The organism is Sorangium sp. So ce1036, from assembly GCF_051369805.1.
Lineage (GTDB): Bacteria > Myxococcota_A > Polyangia > Polyangiales > Polyangiaceae > Sorangium > Sorangium cellulosum_F.
This window is the reverse complement of record NZ_JBBMOX010000001.1, coordinates 1,021,080-1,037,636: the sequence shown is the minus strand read 5'-3', so window position 1 is coordinate 1,037,636 and position 16,557 is coordinate 1,021,080. Positions and strand designations below refer to the sequence as shown.

At 69.1% G+C, this 16,557-nt stretch carries 15 protein-coding genes; 14 read left to right on the top strand and 1 reads right to left on the bottom strand.

Going from position 1 to position 16,557, the window contains the following annotated elements; genetic code table 11:
* The first annotated feature begins 151 nt into the window (after positions 1 to 151).
* From WMF31_RS03765 to WMF31_RS03700, 14 genes are all read left to right on the top strand, one after another.
* On the top strand, positions 152 to 805 hold the full coding sequence (locus tag WMF31_RS03765) for a cytochrome c3 family protein (RefSeq protein ID WP_242515467.1): 654 nt from the start codon (positions 152 to 154) through the stop codon (positions 803 to 805).
* A complete protein-coding gene (locus WMF31_RS03760) occupies positions 802 to 3,798 on the top strand; it encodes a TAT-variant-translocated molybdopterin oxidoreductase (RefSeq protein ID WP_436600619.1) in 2,997 nt (998 codons plus the stop codon). The genes WMF31_RS03765 and WMF31_RS03760 overlap by 4 nt, the downstream gene beginning before the upstream one ends.
* Positions 3,795 to 5,228: an NrfD/PsrC family molybdoenzyme membrane anchor subunit gene (nrfD, locus tag WMF31_RS03755; RefSeq protein ID WP_436600618.1), complete on the top strand. Its 1,434-nt coding sequence runs from the start codon at positions 3,795 to 3,797 to the stop codon at positions 5,226 to 5,228. Before WMF31_RS03760 ends, nrfD begins: the two co-directional genes overlap by 4 nt.
* A complete protein-coding gene (locus WMF31_RS03750) occupies positions 5,218 to 5,934 on the top strand; it encodes a DUF3341 domain-containing protein (protein ID WP_436600617.1) in 717 nt (238 codons plus the stop codon). The genes nrfD and WMF31_RS03750 overlap by 11 nt, the downstream gene beginning before the upstream one ends.
* Complete coding sequence (locus WMF31_RS03745; protein WP_436600616.1) at positions 5,931 to 6,536, top strand: c-type cytochrome; 606 nt, start codon at positions 5,931 to 5,933, stop codon at positions 6,534 to 6,536. The genes WMF31_RS03750 and WMF31_RS03745 overlap by 4 nt, the downstream gene beginning before the upstream one ends.
* On the top strand, positions 6,533 to 7,735 hold the full coding sequence (locus WMF31_RS03740; protein WP_436600615.1) for a hypothetical protein: 1,203 nt from the start codon (positions 6,533 to 6,535) through the stop codon (positions 7,733 to 7,735). The genes WMF31_RS03745 and WMF31_RS03740 overlap by 4 nt, the downstream gene beginning before the upstream one ends.
* Before the next feature lie 10 nt (positions 7,736 to 7,745).
* Complete coding sequence (locus WMF31_RS03735; protein WP_436600614.1) at positions 7,746 to 8,471, top strand: hypothetical protein; 726 nt, start codon at positions 7,746 to 7,748, stop codon at positions 8,469 to 8,471.
* Positions 8,471 to 9,307, top strand: a complete 837-nt coding sequence (locus tag WMF31_RS03730) for an SCO family protein (protein ID WP_436600613.1) — start codon at positions 8,471 to 8,473, stop codon at positions 9,305 to 9,307. Before WMF31_RS03735 ends, WMF31_RS03730 begins: the two co-directional genes overlap by 1 nt.
* 31 nt (positions 9,308 to 9,338) lie before the next feature.
* Positions 9,339 to 10,283 carry a cytochrome c oxidase subunit II gene (gene coxB, locus WMF31_RS03725; RefSeq protein ID WP_436600612.1) on the top strand — a complete coding sequence of 315 codons (945 nt, stop codon included), beginning with the start codon at positions 9,339 to 9,341 and terminating at the stop codon, positions 10,281 to 10,283.
* 19 nt (positions 10,284 to 10,302) lie between these two features.
* The gene (gene ctaD / locus WMF31_RS03720; protein ID WP_436600611.1) at positions 10,303 to 11,940 is read left to right on the top strand and encodes a cytochrome c oxidase subunit I; all 1,638 of its coding nucleotides are present in this window, start codon (positions 10,303 to 10,305) and stop codon (positions 11,938 to 11,940) included.
* Positions 11,937 to 12,623: a cytochrome c oxidase subunit 3 family protein gene (locus WMF31_RS03715; RefSeq protein WP_436600610.1), complete on the top strand. Its 687-nt coding sequence runs from the start codon at positions 11,937 to 11,939 to the stop codon at positions 12,621 to 12,623. The genes ctaD and WMF31_RS03715 overlap by 4 nt, the downstream gene beginning before the upstream one ends.
* A gap of 15 nt (positions 12,624 to 12,638) precedes the next feature.
* Positions 12,639 to 13,127, top strand: coding sequence for a cytochrome C oxidase subunit IV family protein (locus tag WMF31_RS03710; RefSeq protein WP_436600609.1), 489 nt, complete (start codon positions 12,639 to 12,641; stop codon positions 13,125 to 13,127).
* A gap of 246 nt (positions 13,128 to 13,373) precedes the next feature.
* Positions 13,374 to 14,792 carry an ATP-binding protein gene (locus WMF31_RS03705; RefSeq protein ID WP_436600608.1) on the top strand — a complete coding sequence of 473 codons (1,419 nt, stop codon included), beginning with the start codon at positions 13,374 to 13,376 and terminating at the stop codon, positions 14,790 to 14,792.
* Positions 14,793 to 14,799: 7 nt separating this feature from the next.
* Complete coding sequence (locus WMF31_RS03700) at positions 14,800 to 15,354, top strand: response regulator transcription factor (RefSeq protein ID WP_129353642.1); 555 nt, start codon at positions 14,800 to 14,802, stop codon at positions 15,352 to 15,354.
* Here the strand turns inward: WMF31_RS03700 and WMF31_RS03695 are convergent.
* Complete coding sequence (locus tag WMF31_RS03695) at positions 15,351 to 16,547, bottom strand: trans-sulfuration enzyme family protein (RefSeq protein ID WP_436600607.1); 1,197 nt, start codon at positions 16,545 to 16,547, stop codon at positions 15,351 to 15,353. The genes WMF31_RS03700 and WMF31_RS03695 overlap by 4 nt on opposite strands.
* Between the last annotated feature and the right edge of the window lie 10 nt (positions 16,548 to 16,557).

The window sequence follows — 16,557 nt, the reverse complement described above, 5'->3', positions numbered from 1 at the left end:
CCCCTGCGGCAAACTGCCGCGGTCACGCGGCACTTTGCCGTCTTGTCGCACCCCGCCAGCAGGCCATAACTGCGCCCGCGCGTCGCTCAGACGCCCTACAACTCCTATGGCTCGATTCCTGTTTCCCCGATGGGCCAACAAAGTGGTCCCGATGGGGCTCCTCTTCGGAGTCTTGCCCCTCGGCGCCGCTGTGATCGGCGGATTTTGGTATTACGGCACCAACAAGCATGTCGAGGTCGGGTATCAGCCGGATCAACCGGTTGACTACTCGCACAAGCTGCACGCCGGCGACCTCGGCATGGACTGTCGGTACTGTCACAACACCGTGGAGGTATCCGGCTTCGCCGCCGTCCCACCCACTGAAACGTGCATGAACTGCCACGCCAAGGTGCGGCGGGACAGCGAGAAGCTTCTGCTGGTGCAGGAGAGCTGGGCGACCGATCAACCCATCCCCTGGGTGCGCGTCCACAACCTGCCCGATTACGCCTATTTCGACCATTCAGCGCACCTCGCTGCGGGGGTCGGCTGCGTCAGCTGTCACGGACGAGTCGACCAGATGCACAAGGTCCGACAGGTCCAGCCGCTCTCGATGGGCTGGTGTCTGGACTGCCACCGCAATCCGGGCCCCCACCTCCGCGATCCCGCCGACGTCACCAAGATGGACATGGCGCCCTCGGCGGCCGTCGTGGCGGGCGCCGGGGCTCCCCCGCCGAACGCAGAACCTTACGACGACCGCGTCCCCGCGGTCACTACCTCCGGGCGGCAGGTGCAGGCGCCGCTCCACTGCTCGGGGTGCCACCGATGAAACGAATCCCCCTCCCCCTCGCCCAGGATCTCTCTGGAAAGACCTACTGGCGCAGCTTGAACGAGCTCGCCGGCTCGCCCGACTTCGTCGACGCGCTCGGGCGCGAGTTCCCTCCGAACGCCATCGAGCCGCCGGAGGGCGTCGGCAGGCGGACGTTCCTCAGCCTCATGGGCGCGTCGCTCGCGCTCGGCGGCCTCGTCGGCTGCCGCCGGCCCGAGGAGCAGATCCTGCCGTACGCGCGCGCGCCCGAGGAGGTCATCCCCGGCCAGCCGCTCTTCTTCGCGACGGCGCTGCCGATGATGGGCACCGCGTTCGGCGTGCTCGTCGAGAGCCACGAGGGGCGGCCCACCAAGATCGAGGGCAACCCGCGGCACCCCGAGAGCCTCGGGGCGACCACCATCTACACCCAGGCCGCGGTCCTCGACCTCTACGATCCCGATCGCAGCGACTCGCCGCGCGAGGCCGGGACCAAGAAGTCCTGGGACGACGCCGCGACGTTCCTGCGCGCCGAGGGCGACAAGCTCCGCGCCCGCGGCGGCAAGGGGCTCACGATCCTCACCGAGGCGCACCGCTCGCCCACCCTGGCGACGCGCCTCGCCGAGCTGCGCAAGACGCTGCCGGAGGCGCGCATCGTCCGGTACGAGCCGTTCTCGCGCGACGCCGCGCGGGAGGGCGCGCGGCTCGCGTTCGGCCGGCCGCTCGAGACCACGCTCGACCTGGCCAAGGCGCGCGTGATCGTCGCGCTCGACGCCGACCTGCTCGCCAGCGAGGGCAGCCCGGTCAAGCAGGCGCGCGGGTTCGCGGCGGGCCGCGCGGTCGACAAGGACGGCGCGGCGATGAACCGCCTCTACGCCGTCGAGAGCGCGTACTCGCTGACCGGCGCGTCCGCCGATCACCGGCTCCGCATCCAGAGCCGCAAGATCCCCGCCTTCGTCTTCGCGCTCGCGGTCGATCTCGGCAAGCGCGGGGTCGCGCTCGACGCGGATCTGCTCAAGGCGCTCTCGGGCAAGTCGGAGGGGCTCGACGCCAAGGCGATGAAGTACGTCGCCGCGATCGCGGCCGACCTCGCCTCGAACCGCGGCCAGGGCGCGGTCGTCGTCGGGCGCTCGCAGCCGAAGGAGGTCCACGCCGTCGCGCACCTCATCAACGCCGCCCTCGACAACACCGGCAGGGCGATCCGGTACGTCGCGCCGTTCGACGAGTCGCGCGAGGGCCCGGAGGCGATCGTGGAGCTCGCGCGCTCCATCGAGCGCGGCGAGGTCGAGACGCTGCTCATCCTGGGCGGCAACCCGGTCTTCGACGCCCCCGCGGACGCGCGCTTCGCCGACGCGCTCGCCAAGGTCCCGGTCAGCGTGCACGCCTCGACGCACGTCGACGAGACGAGCGAGCGCGCCCGCTGGCACCTGAACCGCGCCCACCCGCTGGAGTCGTGGGGCGACGTGCGGGCCGAGGACGGCACCGCCAGCGTCGTGCAGCCGCTCATCGCGCCGCTCTTCGGCGGCAAGACCGACGCCGAGATCATCGAGCTCTTCCTCGGCGGCTCGCGGAGCGCGTACGACCTCGTGCGGGCGACGTGGCTGACCGCGGAGGGCGCGACGCGCACCGAGAGCGATCTCCGCCGCGCGCTGCACGACGGCCTGTGGGCGGGCAGCCAGCTCGCGGACGAGCTGGTCACGGCCGCGCCGCAGCCCGCGATCGCCGCGCTGCAGGCGTTCACGCCCGTGGCGGCCGAGGGGCTGGAGGTGACCTTCCGGCCCGACGTGCACGCCTGGGACGGGCGGTTCGCGAACAACGGGTGGCTCCAGGAGCTGCCCGACCCGATGCACAAGCTCACGTGGGGCAACGTCGCGGAGATCTCGCCGTCGACGGCGGCGCGGCTCAACCTGAAGGACGGCGACGTCGTGACGCTGTCGGGGAGCGGGGCCTCGGTCCGGATCCCCGTCATCGTCGCGCCGGGGCAGGCGGACGACTCGCTGGCCATCAGCGTGGGCCAGGGGCGGCGCGCGGCGCTCCGGGTCGGGCGCGGCGTCGGCGTCGACACGGTCCCGCTCCGCAAGAGCGACGCCTTCGACCTCGCCGGCGGCTTCTCGGTCGAGAAGACCGGCCAGGCGGTGGAGCTCGCGCGCACGCAGGAGCACTTCGTCATGGAGGGCCGCCCGCTCGCGCGCGAGGGGACGCTCGCCGAGTTCGAGAAGGATCCGGAGTTCGCCAAGAAGCAGTCCCACGTCCCGCAGCTCTTCAGCCTCTTCAAGGAGCCGAACAGCCGGCGGGGGCACGCCTGGGGCATGAGCATCGACCTCAACGCCTGCATCGGCTGCAACGCGTGCGTCGTGGCCTGCCAGGCCGAGAACAACATCCCCATCGTGGGCGCCGACGGCGTGCGGATGACCCGCGAGATGCACTGGATCCGGATCGACCGCTACTTCGAGGGCACGGACACGGACGAGCCGGAGAGCATCGCGCAGCCGCTCCCCTGCCAGCACTGCGAGAACGCGCCGTGCGAGCAGGTGTGCCCGGTCGCCGCCACGGTCCACAGCCCCGAGGGGCTCAACGACATGGCGTACAACCGGTGCGTCGGCACGAAGTACTGCGCCAACAACTGCCCGTACAAGGTCCGGCGCTTCAACTACTTCGAGTACAACGAGGGCCACGCGGAGTCGCGGAAGATGCAGTTCAACCCCAACGTCACCGTCCGGTCACGGGGCGTCATGGAGAAGTGCACCTTCTGCGTGCAGCGCATCAACCACGCCAAGATCGAGGCCAAGCGGGAGGGGCGTGAGCACGTGAAGGACGGCGAGGTCGTGACCGCGTGCCAGGGCGCGTGCCCGACGCAGGCCATCGTCTTCGGCGACCTCAACGACGCGGGGAGCAAGGTCTCCACGGCGTCCGCGAGCCCGCGCGGCTACAGGATGCTCGACGAGATCAACACCAAGCCGCGCGTCACCTACCTCGCCAAGATCCGCAACAAGAATCCGGAGCTCGCCGACGTATGAGCGCCACTGCACCCCTCCAGGTCGACCACCCCCGGATGTCCGAGCGCGCCGCCCTCTTGGATGAGGTCCCGCTCGTCCAGGGCAAGGACGACTTCCGTTCGATCACCGACAAGATCTCCAACATCGTGCACGGCAAGGCGCCCTCGGGGTGGTTCATCTTGCTGTGCCTCGCCCTCAGCATCCTGATGATCCTGGCGGGCTCGCTCGCCCACCTCATCGGGAAGGGCCTCGGCATCTGGGGTCTGAACACCACGGTCAACTGGGCGTGGGACATCACCGGCTTCGTGTTCTGGGTCGGTATCGGCCACGCCGGCACGCTGATCAGCGCCATCCTCTTCCTCTTCCGCCAGAAGTGGAGGACGAGCATCAACCGGGCGGCGGAGGCGATGACGATCTTCGCCGTCGCGTGCGCCGCGATCTACCCCGTCGCCCACGTCGGCCGGGTCTGGTTCGCCTACTGGCTGTTCCCGATCCCGAACCAGATGAGCATCTGGCCGAACTTCAAGAGCCCGCTGCTCTGGGACGTCTTCGCCGTCTCGACCTACGCGACGGTCTCGGTGCTCTTCTGGTACGTCGGGCTCATCCCCGACGTCGCCACCCTCCGCGACCGGGCCACGACCCGGACGAAGCAGATCGTCTACGGGATCCTCTCGCTCGGGTGGCGCGGCTCGCACCGCCAGTGGCTCCATTACGAGCGCGCCTACCTCCTCTTCGCCGGGCTCTCGACGCCGCTCGTGCTCAGCGTCCACACGATCGTCTCCTTCGACTTCGCGGTCTCGGTCATCCCCGGCTGGCACACCACCATCTTCCCGCCGTACTTCGTCGCGGGCGCCATCTTCAGCGGCTTCGCGATGGTCGTCACGCTGATGGTGTTCGCGCGCAAGGTGTTCGGCCTCGAGGGGCTCATCACCGTCCGGCACCTCGAGAACATGAACAAGGTGATCGTAGCGACGGGCACCATGGTCGGTTACGCGTACGGCATGGAGCTCTTCATCGCGTGGTACAGCGGCAACGGCTACGAGCGGTTCGCCTTCGCGAACCGCATCCTCGGCCCGTACGCCTGGGCCTACTGGACGATGGTGAGCTGCAACGTGATCTTCCCGCAGCTCTTCTGGTTCAAGAAGGTGCGCACCAGCATCCCCGCGATGTTCGTGATCTCGATCCTGGTCAACATCGGGATGTGGTTCGAGCGCTTCGTCATCATCGTGACGAGCCTCCACCGGGACTTCCTCCCCTCCAGCTGGACCTACTTCCGCCCGACCATCTGGGACATCTCGACGTTCTTCGGCACGTTCGGCCTCTTCTTCACGCTCTTTCTGCTGTTCGTCCGCTACCTGCCGATGGTCGCGATCAGCGAGGTGAAGGGGGTCACGCCGGCCGCCGATCCGCACGGCTCGCACAGCAAAGAGGAGGCTCATCATGCAGCTTGATAGCGACCCTCCGAGCCAGAAGCGCTCCGGGGAGCCCGCCTCGGCCGACGAGGCCAGGGGGCACAAGGGCTCCGCGCGCGAGGGCCAGTCCGCCTCGGCGGGGCAGGCCGCGCGCGCGGAGGCCCGCGGGGCGGAGCAGAAGGCCGGGCAGGAGGCTCCCCAGGAGGCGGCCGAGGCCACGGCCCCGTTCGCGCTCATGGGGTATTTCACGACCCCGAAGGACATCTATCACGCGTGCGAGGCGCTCCGCGACGCTGGGTACAGCCGCTTCGACGCCCACACGCCCTTCCCCGTGCACGGGCTGGAGAAGGCGATGGGGCTCAAGCCGTCTCGCCTGCCGTGGTTCGTGCTCTGCGGCGGGATCACGGGGTGCGTCAGCGGCATCCTGCTCGCCTGGTACACGCAGGCCTTCGACTACCCGCTGATCATCAGCGGCAAGCCGTCCTTCTCGTACCAGGCCTTCGTCCCCGTCATCTTCGAGCTCACGGTGCTCTTCTCGGCGCTCACGTGCTTCTTCGGGCTGTTCGCGATCTCGCGCCTGCCCGCGTTCTTCCACCCGACCATGGCGCACCCCTCGTTCCCGCGCGCGACCGACGACGCCTTCTTCGTGAGCGTCGAGGCGAGCGACCCCAAGTTCGACCGCGCAGAGACGCGCCACCTCCTCCAGCGCCTCGGGGCGCAGGGCATCACGGAGGTCTCCTCGTGAAACGTTGGTGTCTTCCCCTCCTCGTCGTCCTGGCAGGCTGCCGCGGGTCGGCGAGCAGCGATCCGCCGGTGCACGTCTTCGGCGACATGGACTGGCAGCCCAAGTTCCAGCCGGAGGAGCGCACGTCGCTGTTCCCGGACGGGCGGGCGATGCGGCCGCTCGTCGAGGGCACGGTGGCCCAGGGCTCGCTCGACGAGAGCGAGGCCTTCCGCACCGGCAAGGACGGAGAGACGTTCCTGGCGATGGCGCCCGTGACCGTCGACGAGGCGCTGCTCCGGCGGGGTCGTGATCGCTTCAACATCTTCTGCGCGCCCTGCCACGACCAGACCGGGAGCGGGCAGGGCACGGTGGTGAAGCGCGGGTACCCGCCGCCGGTGGATCTCGCGTCCGACCGGGTGCGCGGGTTCCCGGACGGCGAGATCTTCAACGTCATCACGAACGGCGTGCGGAACATGCCGGCTTATCGGAAGCAGATCCCGGCCCAGGACCGGTGGGCGATCGTCACGTGGGTGCGCGTGCTGCAGCGCAGCCAGCACGCGCGCATCGACGACGTGCCGGAGGGCCAGCGGGGGAACATCGCGAAGGAGAGCGGAACTCCATGAAGTCCCACGGAAATGCTCTGACCGAGGACGCGAAGGTCCTCGATCGGGCGGTCGCGCAGCGGCTCGTCTCGAGGGGCATGATGCTCGCCGTCGCCGGCGGGGTGCTCTCGGTGGCGGCGGCGGTCGTCGACAAGAAGCGTTTTGCGTTCTCGTACCTCACCGGCTTCACCTGGGCGGTGACGCTCGCGCTCGGCGCGCTGTTCTTCGTGCTCATCCAGCACCTCACGCGCGCGCGCTGGTCGGCCGCGGCGCGCCGCCACATGGAGTGGGTGAGCGGCGTCCTGCCCGCGTGCGCCGTGCTGTTCCTCCCGATCGCCGTGCTCGCGCACGACATCTACCATCACTGGATGGGGGAGCAGGCCGCGCACGACGAGATCCTCCGCCAGAAGGCGGCGTACCTGAACCCGACCTTCTTCTACATCCGCGCCGTGGTCTTCCTCGCGGCGTGGGCGGGCCTGTCGCTGTGGTTCATCAAGACCTCGCGCGCGCAGGACGAGACCCCGGATCTGCGGCCCACGGCGAAGATGCGGGCCTCGAGCGCCCCGGCCATCATCGTCTTCGCCCTGACCCTCTCGTTCGCGGCGTTCGACTGGCTGATGAGCCTCGACCCCCACTGGTACTCGACCATCTTCGGCGTGTACGTGTTCGCCGGCGCGGCCACGAGCTCCCTCTCGCTGCTCGCGCTGATCACGATCGCGCTGTCGAAGGCGGGCCTCCGCACGCTGGGGAGCGTCGAGCGCCAGCACGACATCGGCAAGCTCCTCTTCGGCTTCGTCGTGTTCTGGGCCTACATCGCGTTCTCGCAGTACCTGCTGATCTGGTACGCCAACATCCCGGAAGAGACGCTCTTCTTCCGCCACCGCTGGGAGGGCTCGTGGAAGGCCGTGAGCCTGCTCCTCCTGTTCGGGCACTTCGTGGTGCCGTTCCTCACGCTCCTGTCGCGGCACGGCAAGCGCAACCCGCTGGTCCTCGGCGCGACGTCGGTGCTCCTCCTCGTGATGCACTACGTCGACCTCTACTGGCTGGTCATGCCGAACCTCGATCACCACGGCGCGCACCCGAGCTGGATCGACCTCGCCGGGTTGCTTGGCCCGCTGGGGGTGGGAGCCTGGGTGCTCTCGCGCCAGGCGTCCAAGAGCCCGCTTTATCCCCTGAACGACCCTCACCTTGCCGACGCGGCTCGGATCGACAACCCGTAAGGAGCCGGTGATGAGCGAAGCGACCGAAAACACTGCGGCCGGCGAGGCCGGGCACGATCCGGTCGAGCCGGATCGACCGAACAACGCGCTCCTGGCCGTGCTCGTGGCCGCCACGCTGCTCGCCATCGTGGCGACGGTGCTGTTCGTGAACGAGGTCTTCAAGGCCACCATGGAGCAGGAGATCTCGCGCAAGGTGCTCGAGCCGCCGAACAGCGTGCTCCGCGGCCTGCGCGCGATGGAGCAGGAGCGCCTCACCCGCTATCAGTGGGCGAACGAGAAGGACGGCATCGTCCGCATCCCGGTCGACCGGGCCATCGCGCTCACCCTGAAGGACTACCAGGAGAAGCGCATCGGGCTCGCCCCCGCCGCGGCGACGGCGCCGGAGCAGGGCGCGGCGCCGGCGGACGGGAGCGCGAAGCCCGACGAGGCCTCGGCGCCTAACGCCGGGAGCGGTGAGGCGGCGAAGGCCGAGGACGCGCAGAAGCCGGGCGACAAGGGCGCGCAGCAGCCCGAAGGCGCCCAGAAGCCCGCAGACGCGCAGAAGCCCGCGGACGCGCAGAGGCCCGCGGACGCGCAGAAGCCCGAAGGCGCCCCAAAGCCCGCGGACGCGGCCAGCCCCGCGGGCGAGGCCAAGCCCGCGGGCGCCGCGGCCAGCCCGCAAGAGAACAAGCCCGCCACGTCGGACGGTGCGGCGCCAAAGCCCGCCGCCCCGGCGCCCCAAGCCCCGGTGCAGTGATGTCTCGCCCGCTGTTCGTCCTGCTCGCCGCCCTCGCGCTCGTCCTGGCCACCCCGGCCCGGAGCGCGCGGGCGGCGGACACCACCGTCCCGCCGGAGCTCACCGGGGCCGACATCGTGGAGCGGCCAGGCGCCCTGCTCCCGCGCGATCTCAAGCTCCGGGACCAGTCGGGGCAGGAGGTCGAGCTGGGGCGATACGTGGCGGGAGACAAGCCCCTCGTCCTGCTGCTCGCCTACTACGAGTGCCCGATGCTGTGCTCGCTGGTCCTCAACGGCGTGCTGCAGGCCATGAGGGAGAGCGACTGGACCGCGGGCAAGGAGTACCGCACCCTCGTCGTGAGCTTCGACCCGCGCGACACGCCCAAGGCGGCGCGCGAGAAGAGGGCGAACTACGTCGAGGCCTACGGCAGGCCGGTCGTCGGCGACGGCTTCGACTTCCTCGTCGGGGACGAGCGGTCGGTGCGCGCCCTCGCCGACGCCGTGGGCTTCGGCTACCGGTGGGACGAGACCGCCAAGCAGTACGCCCACGCCGCCGGCGCGTTCGTCTTCACCCCTGATGGCCGCCTCTCGCGGACGCTTTACGGCATCACGTTTCCACAGAAGAACTTCAACCTCGCGCTGCGCGAAGCGGGCAGCGGGCAGGTCGGGAGCGCCTGGGATCGCGTGCTGTTGTTCTGTTTTCATTATGATCCCGACGCCCGAGGGTACGTCCTGGCGACCCAGCGCCTGATGAAGGCGTCCGGCGCCGCCAGCGTCGCGCTGCTCGGGCTCTGGCTCATCCGCTTCTGGCGGATGGAGCGCTCCCGCACACGGGCGCGCGCAAACAAGGCTTCCTAGGACACAAGGTGGCGGAGCCACAACTATGGTGATGAAAAACCCGATCGATCTCGGCTCCTTCTGGCTGCCCCGCTCGGGCTCGACGCTCGCAGAGCACGTCGACGCCGGCTGGGCTGCGGCTTATTGGGTCGCCGTGCTCTTCTTCGTCCTGGTCGCCGGGGCGGTCGTGCTGTTCGCCATCAAGTACCGGCGGCGGACGGAGCGGGACAAGACGAGCGCCATCTCGCACAACTCGACGATCGAGATCGTGTGGACGGTGATCCCGGTCGCCATCGTCGTCTCGCTCTTCTTCGTCGGCCTGCGCGGCTACGTGCACGCCTCGGTGGCGCCGGCCGAGTCCTACGAGATCAACGTCACGGGCGAGATGTACCTGTGGACGTTCACCTACCCCGACGGGACGACGACGATCAACGAGCTCGCCGTGCCGCGGGGGCGCCCGGTGCGGCTCATCATGAGCTCGAAGGACATCGTCCACAGCTTCTTCATCCCGGAGTTCAGGGTGAAGCAGGACGTGGTCCCGGGCTCGTACACGACGCTCTGGTTCGAGGCGACGGAGACGACCGAGACCGTGCTGCTCTGCACGGAGTACTGCGGCTCCGGCCACTCGGACATGCTCGCCACCGTCAAGGTGCTGGAGCAGTCCGAGTTCGAGAAGTGGCTCGAGGGCAACAACAACAGCGATCTCCCGCCCGAGGAGCTCGGCAAGGCGCTCTTCGTCAAGCGGAGCTGCGCGACCTGCCACTCGCTCGACGGCACGCGCATCCAAGGCCCCTCGCTGAAGGGGCTGTTCGGCCGCGAGCAGGAGCTCACGGACGGCTCGAAGGTCGTCGCGGATGAGAACTACTTCCGCGAGAGCCTGTTCAACCCGGCCGGCCAGGTCGTGCGCGGGTACCCGCCGGTGATGCCGGTGTTCAAGGGGCTCCTCAAGGACAAAGAAGTGGACGCGCTCATCGCTTACCTGAAGACGGTGAAGTGAGCGCTGGGGAGAAGCAGTCATGTCGCAGACCGTAACCACCCTTGACGTCAATACGGCGCCCGCCGCTGGCCACGGGACGGACTACATCCGTGCCAAGAGCGGGATCATGTCGTGGCTCACCACGGTCGATCACAAGCGGATCGGCCTGATGTACCTCGCCAGCACCTTCACCGCCTTCCTGATGGGCGGGCTGTTCGCGCTCCTCCTCCGGCTCGAGCTCCTGACGCCGAAGACGACGATCATGAGCGCGAACATGTACAACCAGATGTTCACGCTCCACGGCGCGGTGATGACGTTCCTGTTCATCATCCCGTCCATCCCCGGGGCGCTCGGCAACTTCCTCCTGCCGATCATGATCGGCGCCAAGGACGTCGCCTTCCCCAAGCTGAACCTCCTCAGCCTGTACCTCTACTGGATCGGCGCCCTCTTCACGCTCTCCTCGCTGATCACGGGCGGCATCGACACCGGCTGGACGTTCTACGTCCCGTACTCGAGCACGACGACCACGACCTCGGTCCTGAGCGTCACGTTCGGCGTCTTCATCCTCGGCTTCTCCAGCATCCTCACGGGGCTGAACTTCATCGTCTCGATCCACAAGCTCCGGGCGCCCGGGATGGGCTGGTACAAGATGCCGCTCATGCTCTGGGCGCTCTACGCGACGAGCGTCGTCCAGATCCTCGCGACGCCGGTCCTCGGCATCACCCTCCTCCTGCTCATCGCGGAGCGCGCGTTCGGCATCGGGATCTTCGACCCGGCGCTCGGCGGCGACCCGGTGCTCTACCAGCACTTCTTCTGGTTCTACAGCCACCCGGCCGTCTACATCATGATCCTGCCGGGCATGGGCATCATCAGCGAGCTCATCGCCGTCCACGCGCGGCGCCACGTCTTCGGCTACAAGGCGGTCGCCTTCTCCAGCATCGCCATCGCGCTGGTCGGCTTCCTCGTGTGGGGACACCACATGTTCACGTCCGGCCAGAGCGAGTACGCGGCGATCATCTTCTCGTTCCTGACCTTCATCGTGGCCATCCCGAGCGGGGTGAAGGTCTTCAACTGGCTGGCGACGCTGTGGCGCGGGTCGATCGCCTTCAAGGCGCCGATGCTCTACGCGCTCTCGTTCCTCATCCTCTTCTCGATCGGCGGGCTCACCGGCATCTTCCTCGGCATGCTGAGCGTCGACCTGCACCTGCACGACACGTACTTCGTGGTCGCGCACTTCCACTACGTGATGGTGGGCGGCACGGTCATCGCCTTCCTCGGCGGGCTCCACCACTGGTGGCCCAAGATGACCGGGAAGATGTACTCCGAGAAGCTCGCCGCGATCTCCTGCGCGCTCGTCTTCATCGGCTTCAACGTCACGTTCTTCTCCCAGTTCGTCCTGGGTAGCCGCGGGATGCCGCGCCGCTACTACAACTATCTCGACCAGTTCCAGCCGCTGCACGCCTTCTCGACCGTGGGCTCGTGGATCCTGGGCGCCGGGTTCCTGCTGATGATCATCTACTTCATCCAGTCGCTGCGCTCCGGCGCTCCGGCGCCGGCGAACCCCTGGGGCGGGCTCAGCCTCGAGTGGACCACCGCCTCCCCGCCGATCACCGAGAACTTCGTCCGCACCCCGGTCGTGACGAAGGGCGCATACGATTTCAACACGGAGAACGCATGAGCGCGCACGCCGAGGCCGTCGAGCGGCCGAACAAGGCAGGCCCGGTCCTGTCTCGCGACTTCCACGTCGCGCACCATTTCGATTCCGCGGACACGCAGTTCGACGCCGGCAGGATGGGCGTCTGGCTCTTCCTCGTGACCGAGATCCTCCTCTTCGGGGGGATGTTCTGCGCGTTCGCCGTCTTCAGGACCTGGTTCTTCGACTCCTTCGTGGAGGCTCACCACCACCTGGACAAGGTGATGGGCGGCGTCAACACGGTGGTGCTCATCTGCTCCAGCCTGACGATGGCGCTCGCGGTCCGGTCAGCGCAGAAGAGCGACCAGAAGAACACCACCCGGCTGCTCCTCATCACCCTGCTCTGCGCCGGCATCTTCCTCGTCATCAAGTACTTCGAGTACCAGCACAAGTTCCACGACGGCCTCCTGCCCGGGAAGTACTTCACGGCCGAGGGGTTTACGACCGCCCACGCCGGGATCTTCTTCGCCGTCTACTTCATGATGACGGGCATCCACGGCATCCACGTCGTGCTCGGGATGGCGCTCATCACGTGGATCCTCATCCGCAACCAGCGGGGGGAGTTCTCGAGCCGTTATTACGCGCCGGTCGAAGGGGTCGGGCTGTACTGGCACCTCGTCGACCTCATCTGGATCTATCTCTTCCCCCTCCTCTACCTGGTGGGCTGAGGCCGAGAGGACAGCATGTCGACACACGCAGAAGCAGCCGCAGGTCACGGGCACGGCCACGGCCACGGCCACGGCCATGGCCACGGCGCAGACCATGTGCCCCACGTCCTTCCGCTCAAGGTCTACATCGCGACGTGGCTCGCGTTGCTCGTGCTCACGGTCGTGACCGTGGCGGTGAGCTACGTCGATCTCGGCGCGGCCAACCTGGCCGTCGCGATGCTCATCGCGTCGATGAAGGCGGGCGTCGTGGCGCTCATCTTCATGCACCTCAAGTGGGACCTCAAGTTCCACACCCTCATCTTCCTGTCGTCGCTCATCTTCTTGGCGATCTTCATCGGCTTCACCATGTTCGACACGAACAACCGCGGGCGAGCCGAGGCGCTGGAGGCCGAGCGGCCCGCGAACATCAAGGCGCCGTTCGACGGCAAGCGCGCCGCCGACGACTGGAGGATCAAGAAGCCCAAGGCGGCCCCGCCCCCCGCAAAGCCCCAGACGAGCGAGTGACCGTTCGGGGGCCAGTGGCCCCCACGGCGTCCTCCTTGTAGTTCATCACACAAATTCAACGGCTTCACGTTTCGCGCATTTTTTGCGCGCACGCCAGGGTGTGGACCTGGACGCACCTCCTGCGTGCTCGTCGCTTTCTTGCGCGGTACAAGGGAGAGGATGCGAGGCGGCGTCGGAAGGTTGCTCCCGGGCTAAAGCTCCGGGCGCTTCCGCGGCGTCCCCGGAAAGCCCCCTGTCCGCGCGCGGATGCAATCCTCCTTCCACCCATGGTCGCTTGACGCAGGCCCCGACCCCACCAAGAGCGGCACGCCGCCGGTGGCGCGGCGGCGGCTCGCGGTGCTGCTGTCCGGGCCGAAGCCCCCGTCCTGGGAGACGGCCGACCGCTGGCTGATCCAGCTCCGGTGGGTGGCCATCACGGGGATGATCGCGACGACGTTCGCCAGCAGGAAGCTCGTGCCGGAGCTCCGGCTCGGGCCGCTCGTCGCCGGCATCGCCGCGATCACGGCGGCGAACCTCGCCTGGACCTACCGGGTCCGGCGCGCGCGCCGGCTCTCGGGCGAGGGGCCCTCGGAGCGCGAGCCGGCGCGGGATCTCGCGCGCGCCCAGCTCGTGGGCGACGTGATCGCGAGCGCCTGGATGCTGTGGTTCTCGGGTGGGCTGGCGAACCCGTTCGCCGTCTTCCTCACCTTCCACATCGCCCTGTCCGGCCTGCTCTGCCCGCGGCGCACGACCGTGCTCGTCGGCCTCTTGACGCTGGTCGCCATCGGCGTGCTCACGGACGCGGCGCCGCTGCCGCTCGGCTCCGCGTCGCTCGGCCCCGACCGCATCCGGCAGCTCGGCGACCTCGTCTCGCTCACGTCGCTGACGCTGTTCCTCGGCTTCTTCGTCGTCGTCTACGCGCACAGGCTCGAGGAGCTCCGCCAGCAGAGCCAGCGCAACGAGCGGCTGGCGATGCTCGGGCGCATGGTCGGCGGCATGTCGCACGAGCTCAGCACGCCGCTCGCGACGATCCTGCTCGCGAGCAAGGACCTCGTCGACGTGGCGCGGGAGACGGGCTCCGAGGACGCGGCGCGCATGGCCGAGACCGTGGCCGGCGAGGCGCGCCGGGCGAGCGACATCATCAGCCTGATGCGCGGCCAGATCCGGCTCGATCAGCGCCTGGAGTCGCTGGAGCTCACCCGCTTCGTGCGCGATCTCTCGAAGGTCGAGCTCGCGCGCCTCGGCTACCGGGGCGAGCTCGCCTTCGACACGCCGCGCCCCGTGCACGCGCACGTGCTGCGGCCGGCGCTCCGCCAGGTGCTGGTCAACCTGCTCGCCAACGCCGCGGAGGCGACGGCCGACGCGGCCGAGCAGCGGATCGAGGTCGGCGTCGTCGAGCGCGGGGAGGTCTGCGAGATCGCGGTCTCCGACAGCGGCCCCGGCCTCAGCCCCGAGATCGCCGGGCGGCTCGGCGAGCCGTTCCAGACGACGAAGATGTCGCAGGGGGGGATGGGGCTCGGGCTGTACATCAGCTCGATGATGGCCTCCCGCATGAACGCCGTGCTCCGGATGGAGAGCGTCGAGACCGGGGGGGCGAAGGCGACCTTGTGCCTGCGCCTCGACGGCACCACGGGCCCCACGGAAGCGGATCTCCGCCCCGCGCTGAAGCGCGCCGGGGTCGCCTGAGGTGAAGATGACGCGACGGATCGAGACGGCGCTCCTCGTGGACGACGACGACGCGTTCCGCACGACGCTGCAGGGAGCGCTGCGGCGCCGCGGCGTCGTGGCGAGGACGGCGGCGACGATCGACGAGGGGCTGGTCGCGCTGGAGTACGAGCCGGTGGACCTCGTGGTGATCGACTACCGGATGCCGCGCGGCGACGGCCTGAGCGCGCTGGCCCAGTACCGCAAGCTGCAGCCGGACGCGGCGATCGTGATGCTGACCGGGTTCGGGGACATCCCGCTCGCCGTGGCGGCGATGCGCGAGGGCGCGGACACGCTCCTGAGCAAGCCCGTCGACGCGGACAAGCTACTCAGGGAGGCCGCGAGCCTGCGGGAGCGCGCGCGCCCGCAGCCCGTCACGGCGTCGGCGACGCCGCCGCCGGGGAGCCTGAAGCTGGACGACCTCGAGCGCGAGGCGATCCGCGCCGCGCTCAGGGAGTCGGGCGGCGTGGTGGCCACGGCGGCGAAGCTGCTCGGGATCGACCGGCGGACGCTCCAGCGCAAGCTGAAGAAGCTCGGGACCTAGGCCTTGCTGAGCGCGTCGAGCGCGCCGAGGACGTCCTTCACGACGTCCTCGGTCTCCTCCACGCCGACCGAGAGGCGGATGAGGCCCGGGGCGATGCCGATCGCCGCGAGCTCCTCGTCGCTGAGCTCGTGGAAGCTCATGATGCACGGCTGCTCGATGAGCGTCTCCACGCCGCCGAAGCTCGGCGCGATCAGCGCCATGCGCGTGGCGTCGACGACGCGCGACGCCGCCCCGCGCCCGCCGCGCACGATGAAGCTCACGACGCCGCCGAAGCCGCGCATCTGCGCGGCCGCGACCGCGTGATCCGGGTGCGACGGCAGGCCCGGGTAGAACACGCGCTCGACCGCGGGGTGCGCCTCGAGCGCGCGGGCGACCGCGAGCCCCGTCGCGTTCTGCCGCTCGACGCGCAGCGCGAGCGTCTTCATCCCGCGGCCGATCAGCGCCGCGGCGTGCGGGTCGATGATGCTCCCGAGGACGCTCCGCAGATCGCGGATCAGCGAGATCAAAGAGCCCGATCCGGAGACCGCGCCGCCCAGCACGTCGTTGTGGCCGGACAGGTACTTGCTGGCGCTGTGCACGACGAGGTCGATGCCGCGCCCGATCGGGTCGGCGTTGCAGGGCGTCGCGAACGTCGCGTCGACGATCGTCTTCACCCGCGCCTTCCTGCAGATCTCGGCGAAGCGGGCCAGGTCGATGCAGTGCAGGTACGGGTTCGTCGGCGACTCGCTCAGCGCGAAGCGGGTGCGCGGGGTGATCGCCGCCTCGAGCTGGTCGAACGCGCCCGGATCGATCAGCGTGTGCTCCACGCCGAGGCGCGAGAGCACCTTGATCACGAACTGCCGCGTCCTCCGGTAGACGTCGCGGAACAGGATCACGTGGTCGCCGGCGCGGAGCAGCGCGAGCGCCGTGGTCGTCACGGCCGCCATCCCGCTCGCGAAGAGCAGGGCGTCCTCCGCGCGATCGAGCGCGGCGATGCGCTGCTCGACCTCGCGCACCGTGGGATTTCCGTAGCGGCCGTACTCCTGCCGCTCCGGATCGTCGTCGCCGCCGGAGAAGTAACGCTCCAGGTCCGCCGTGTCTGAAAACGTGTACGTCGCGGTCTGCGCGACCGCGGGCGCCAGGGTGTGGGACGGACGCGCGCGGGGCACGCCCGCATGGACAGCATCGGTCGAGTTGGGCAGGTCGGTCTTCATGACGCTCGGG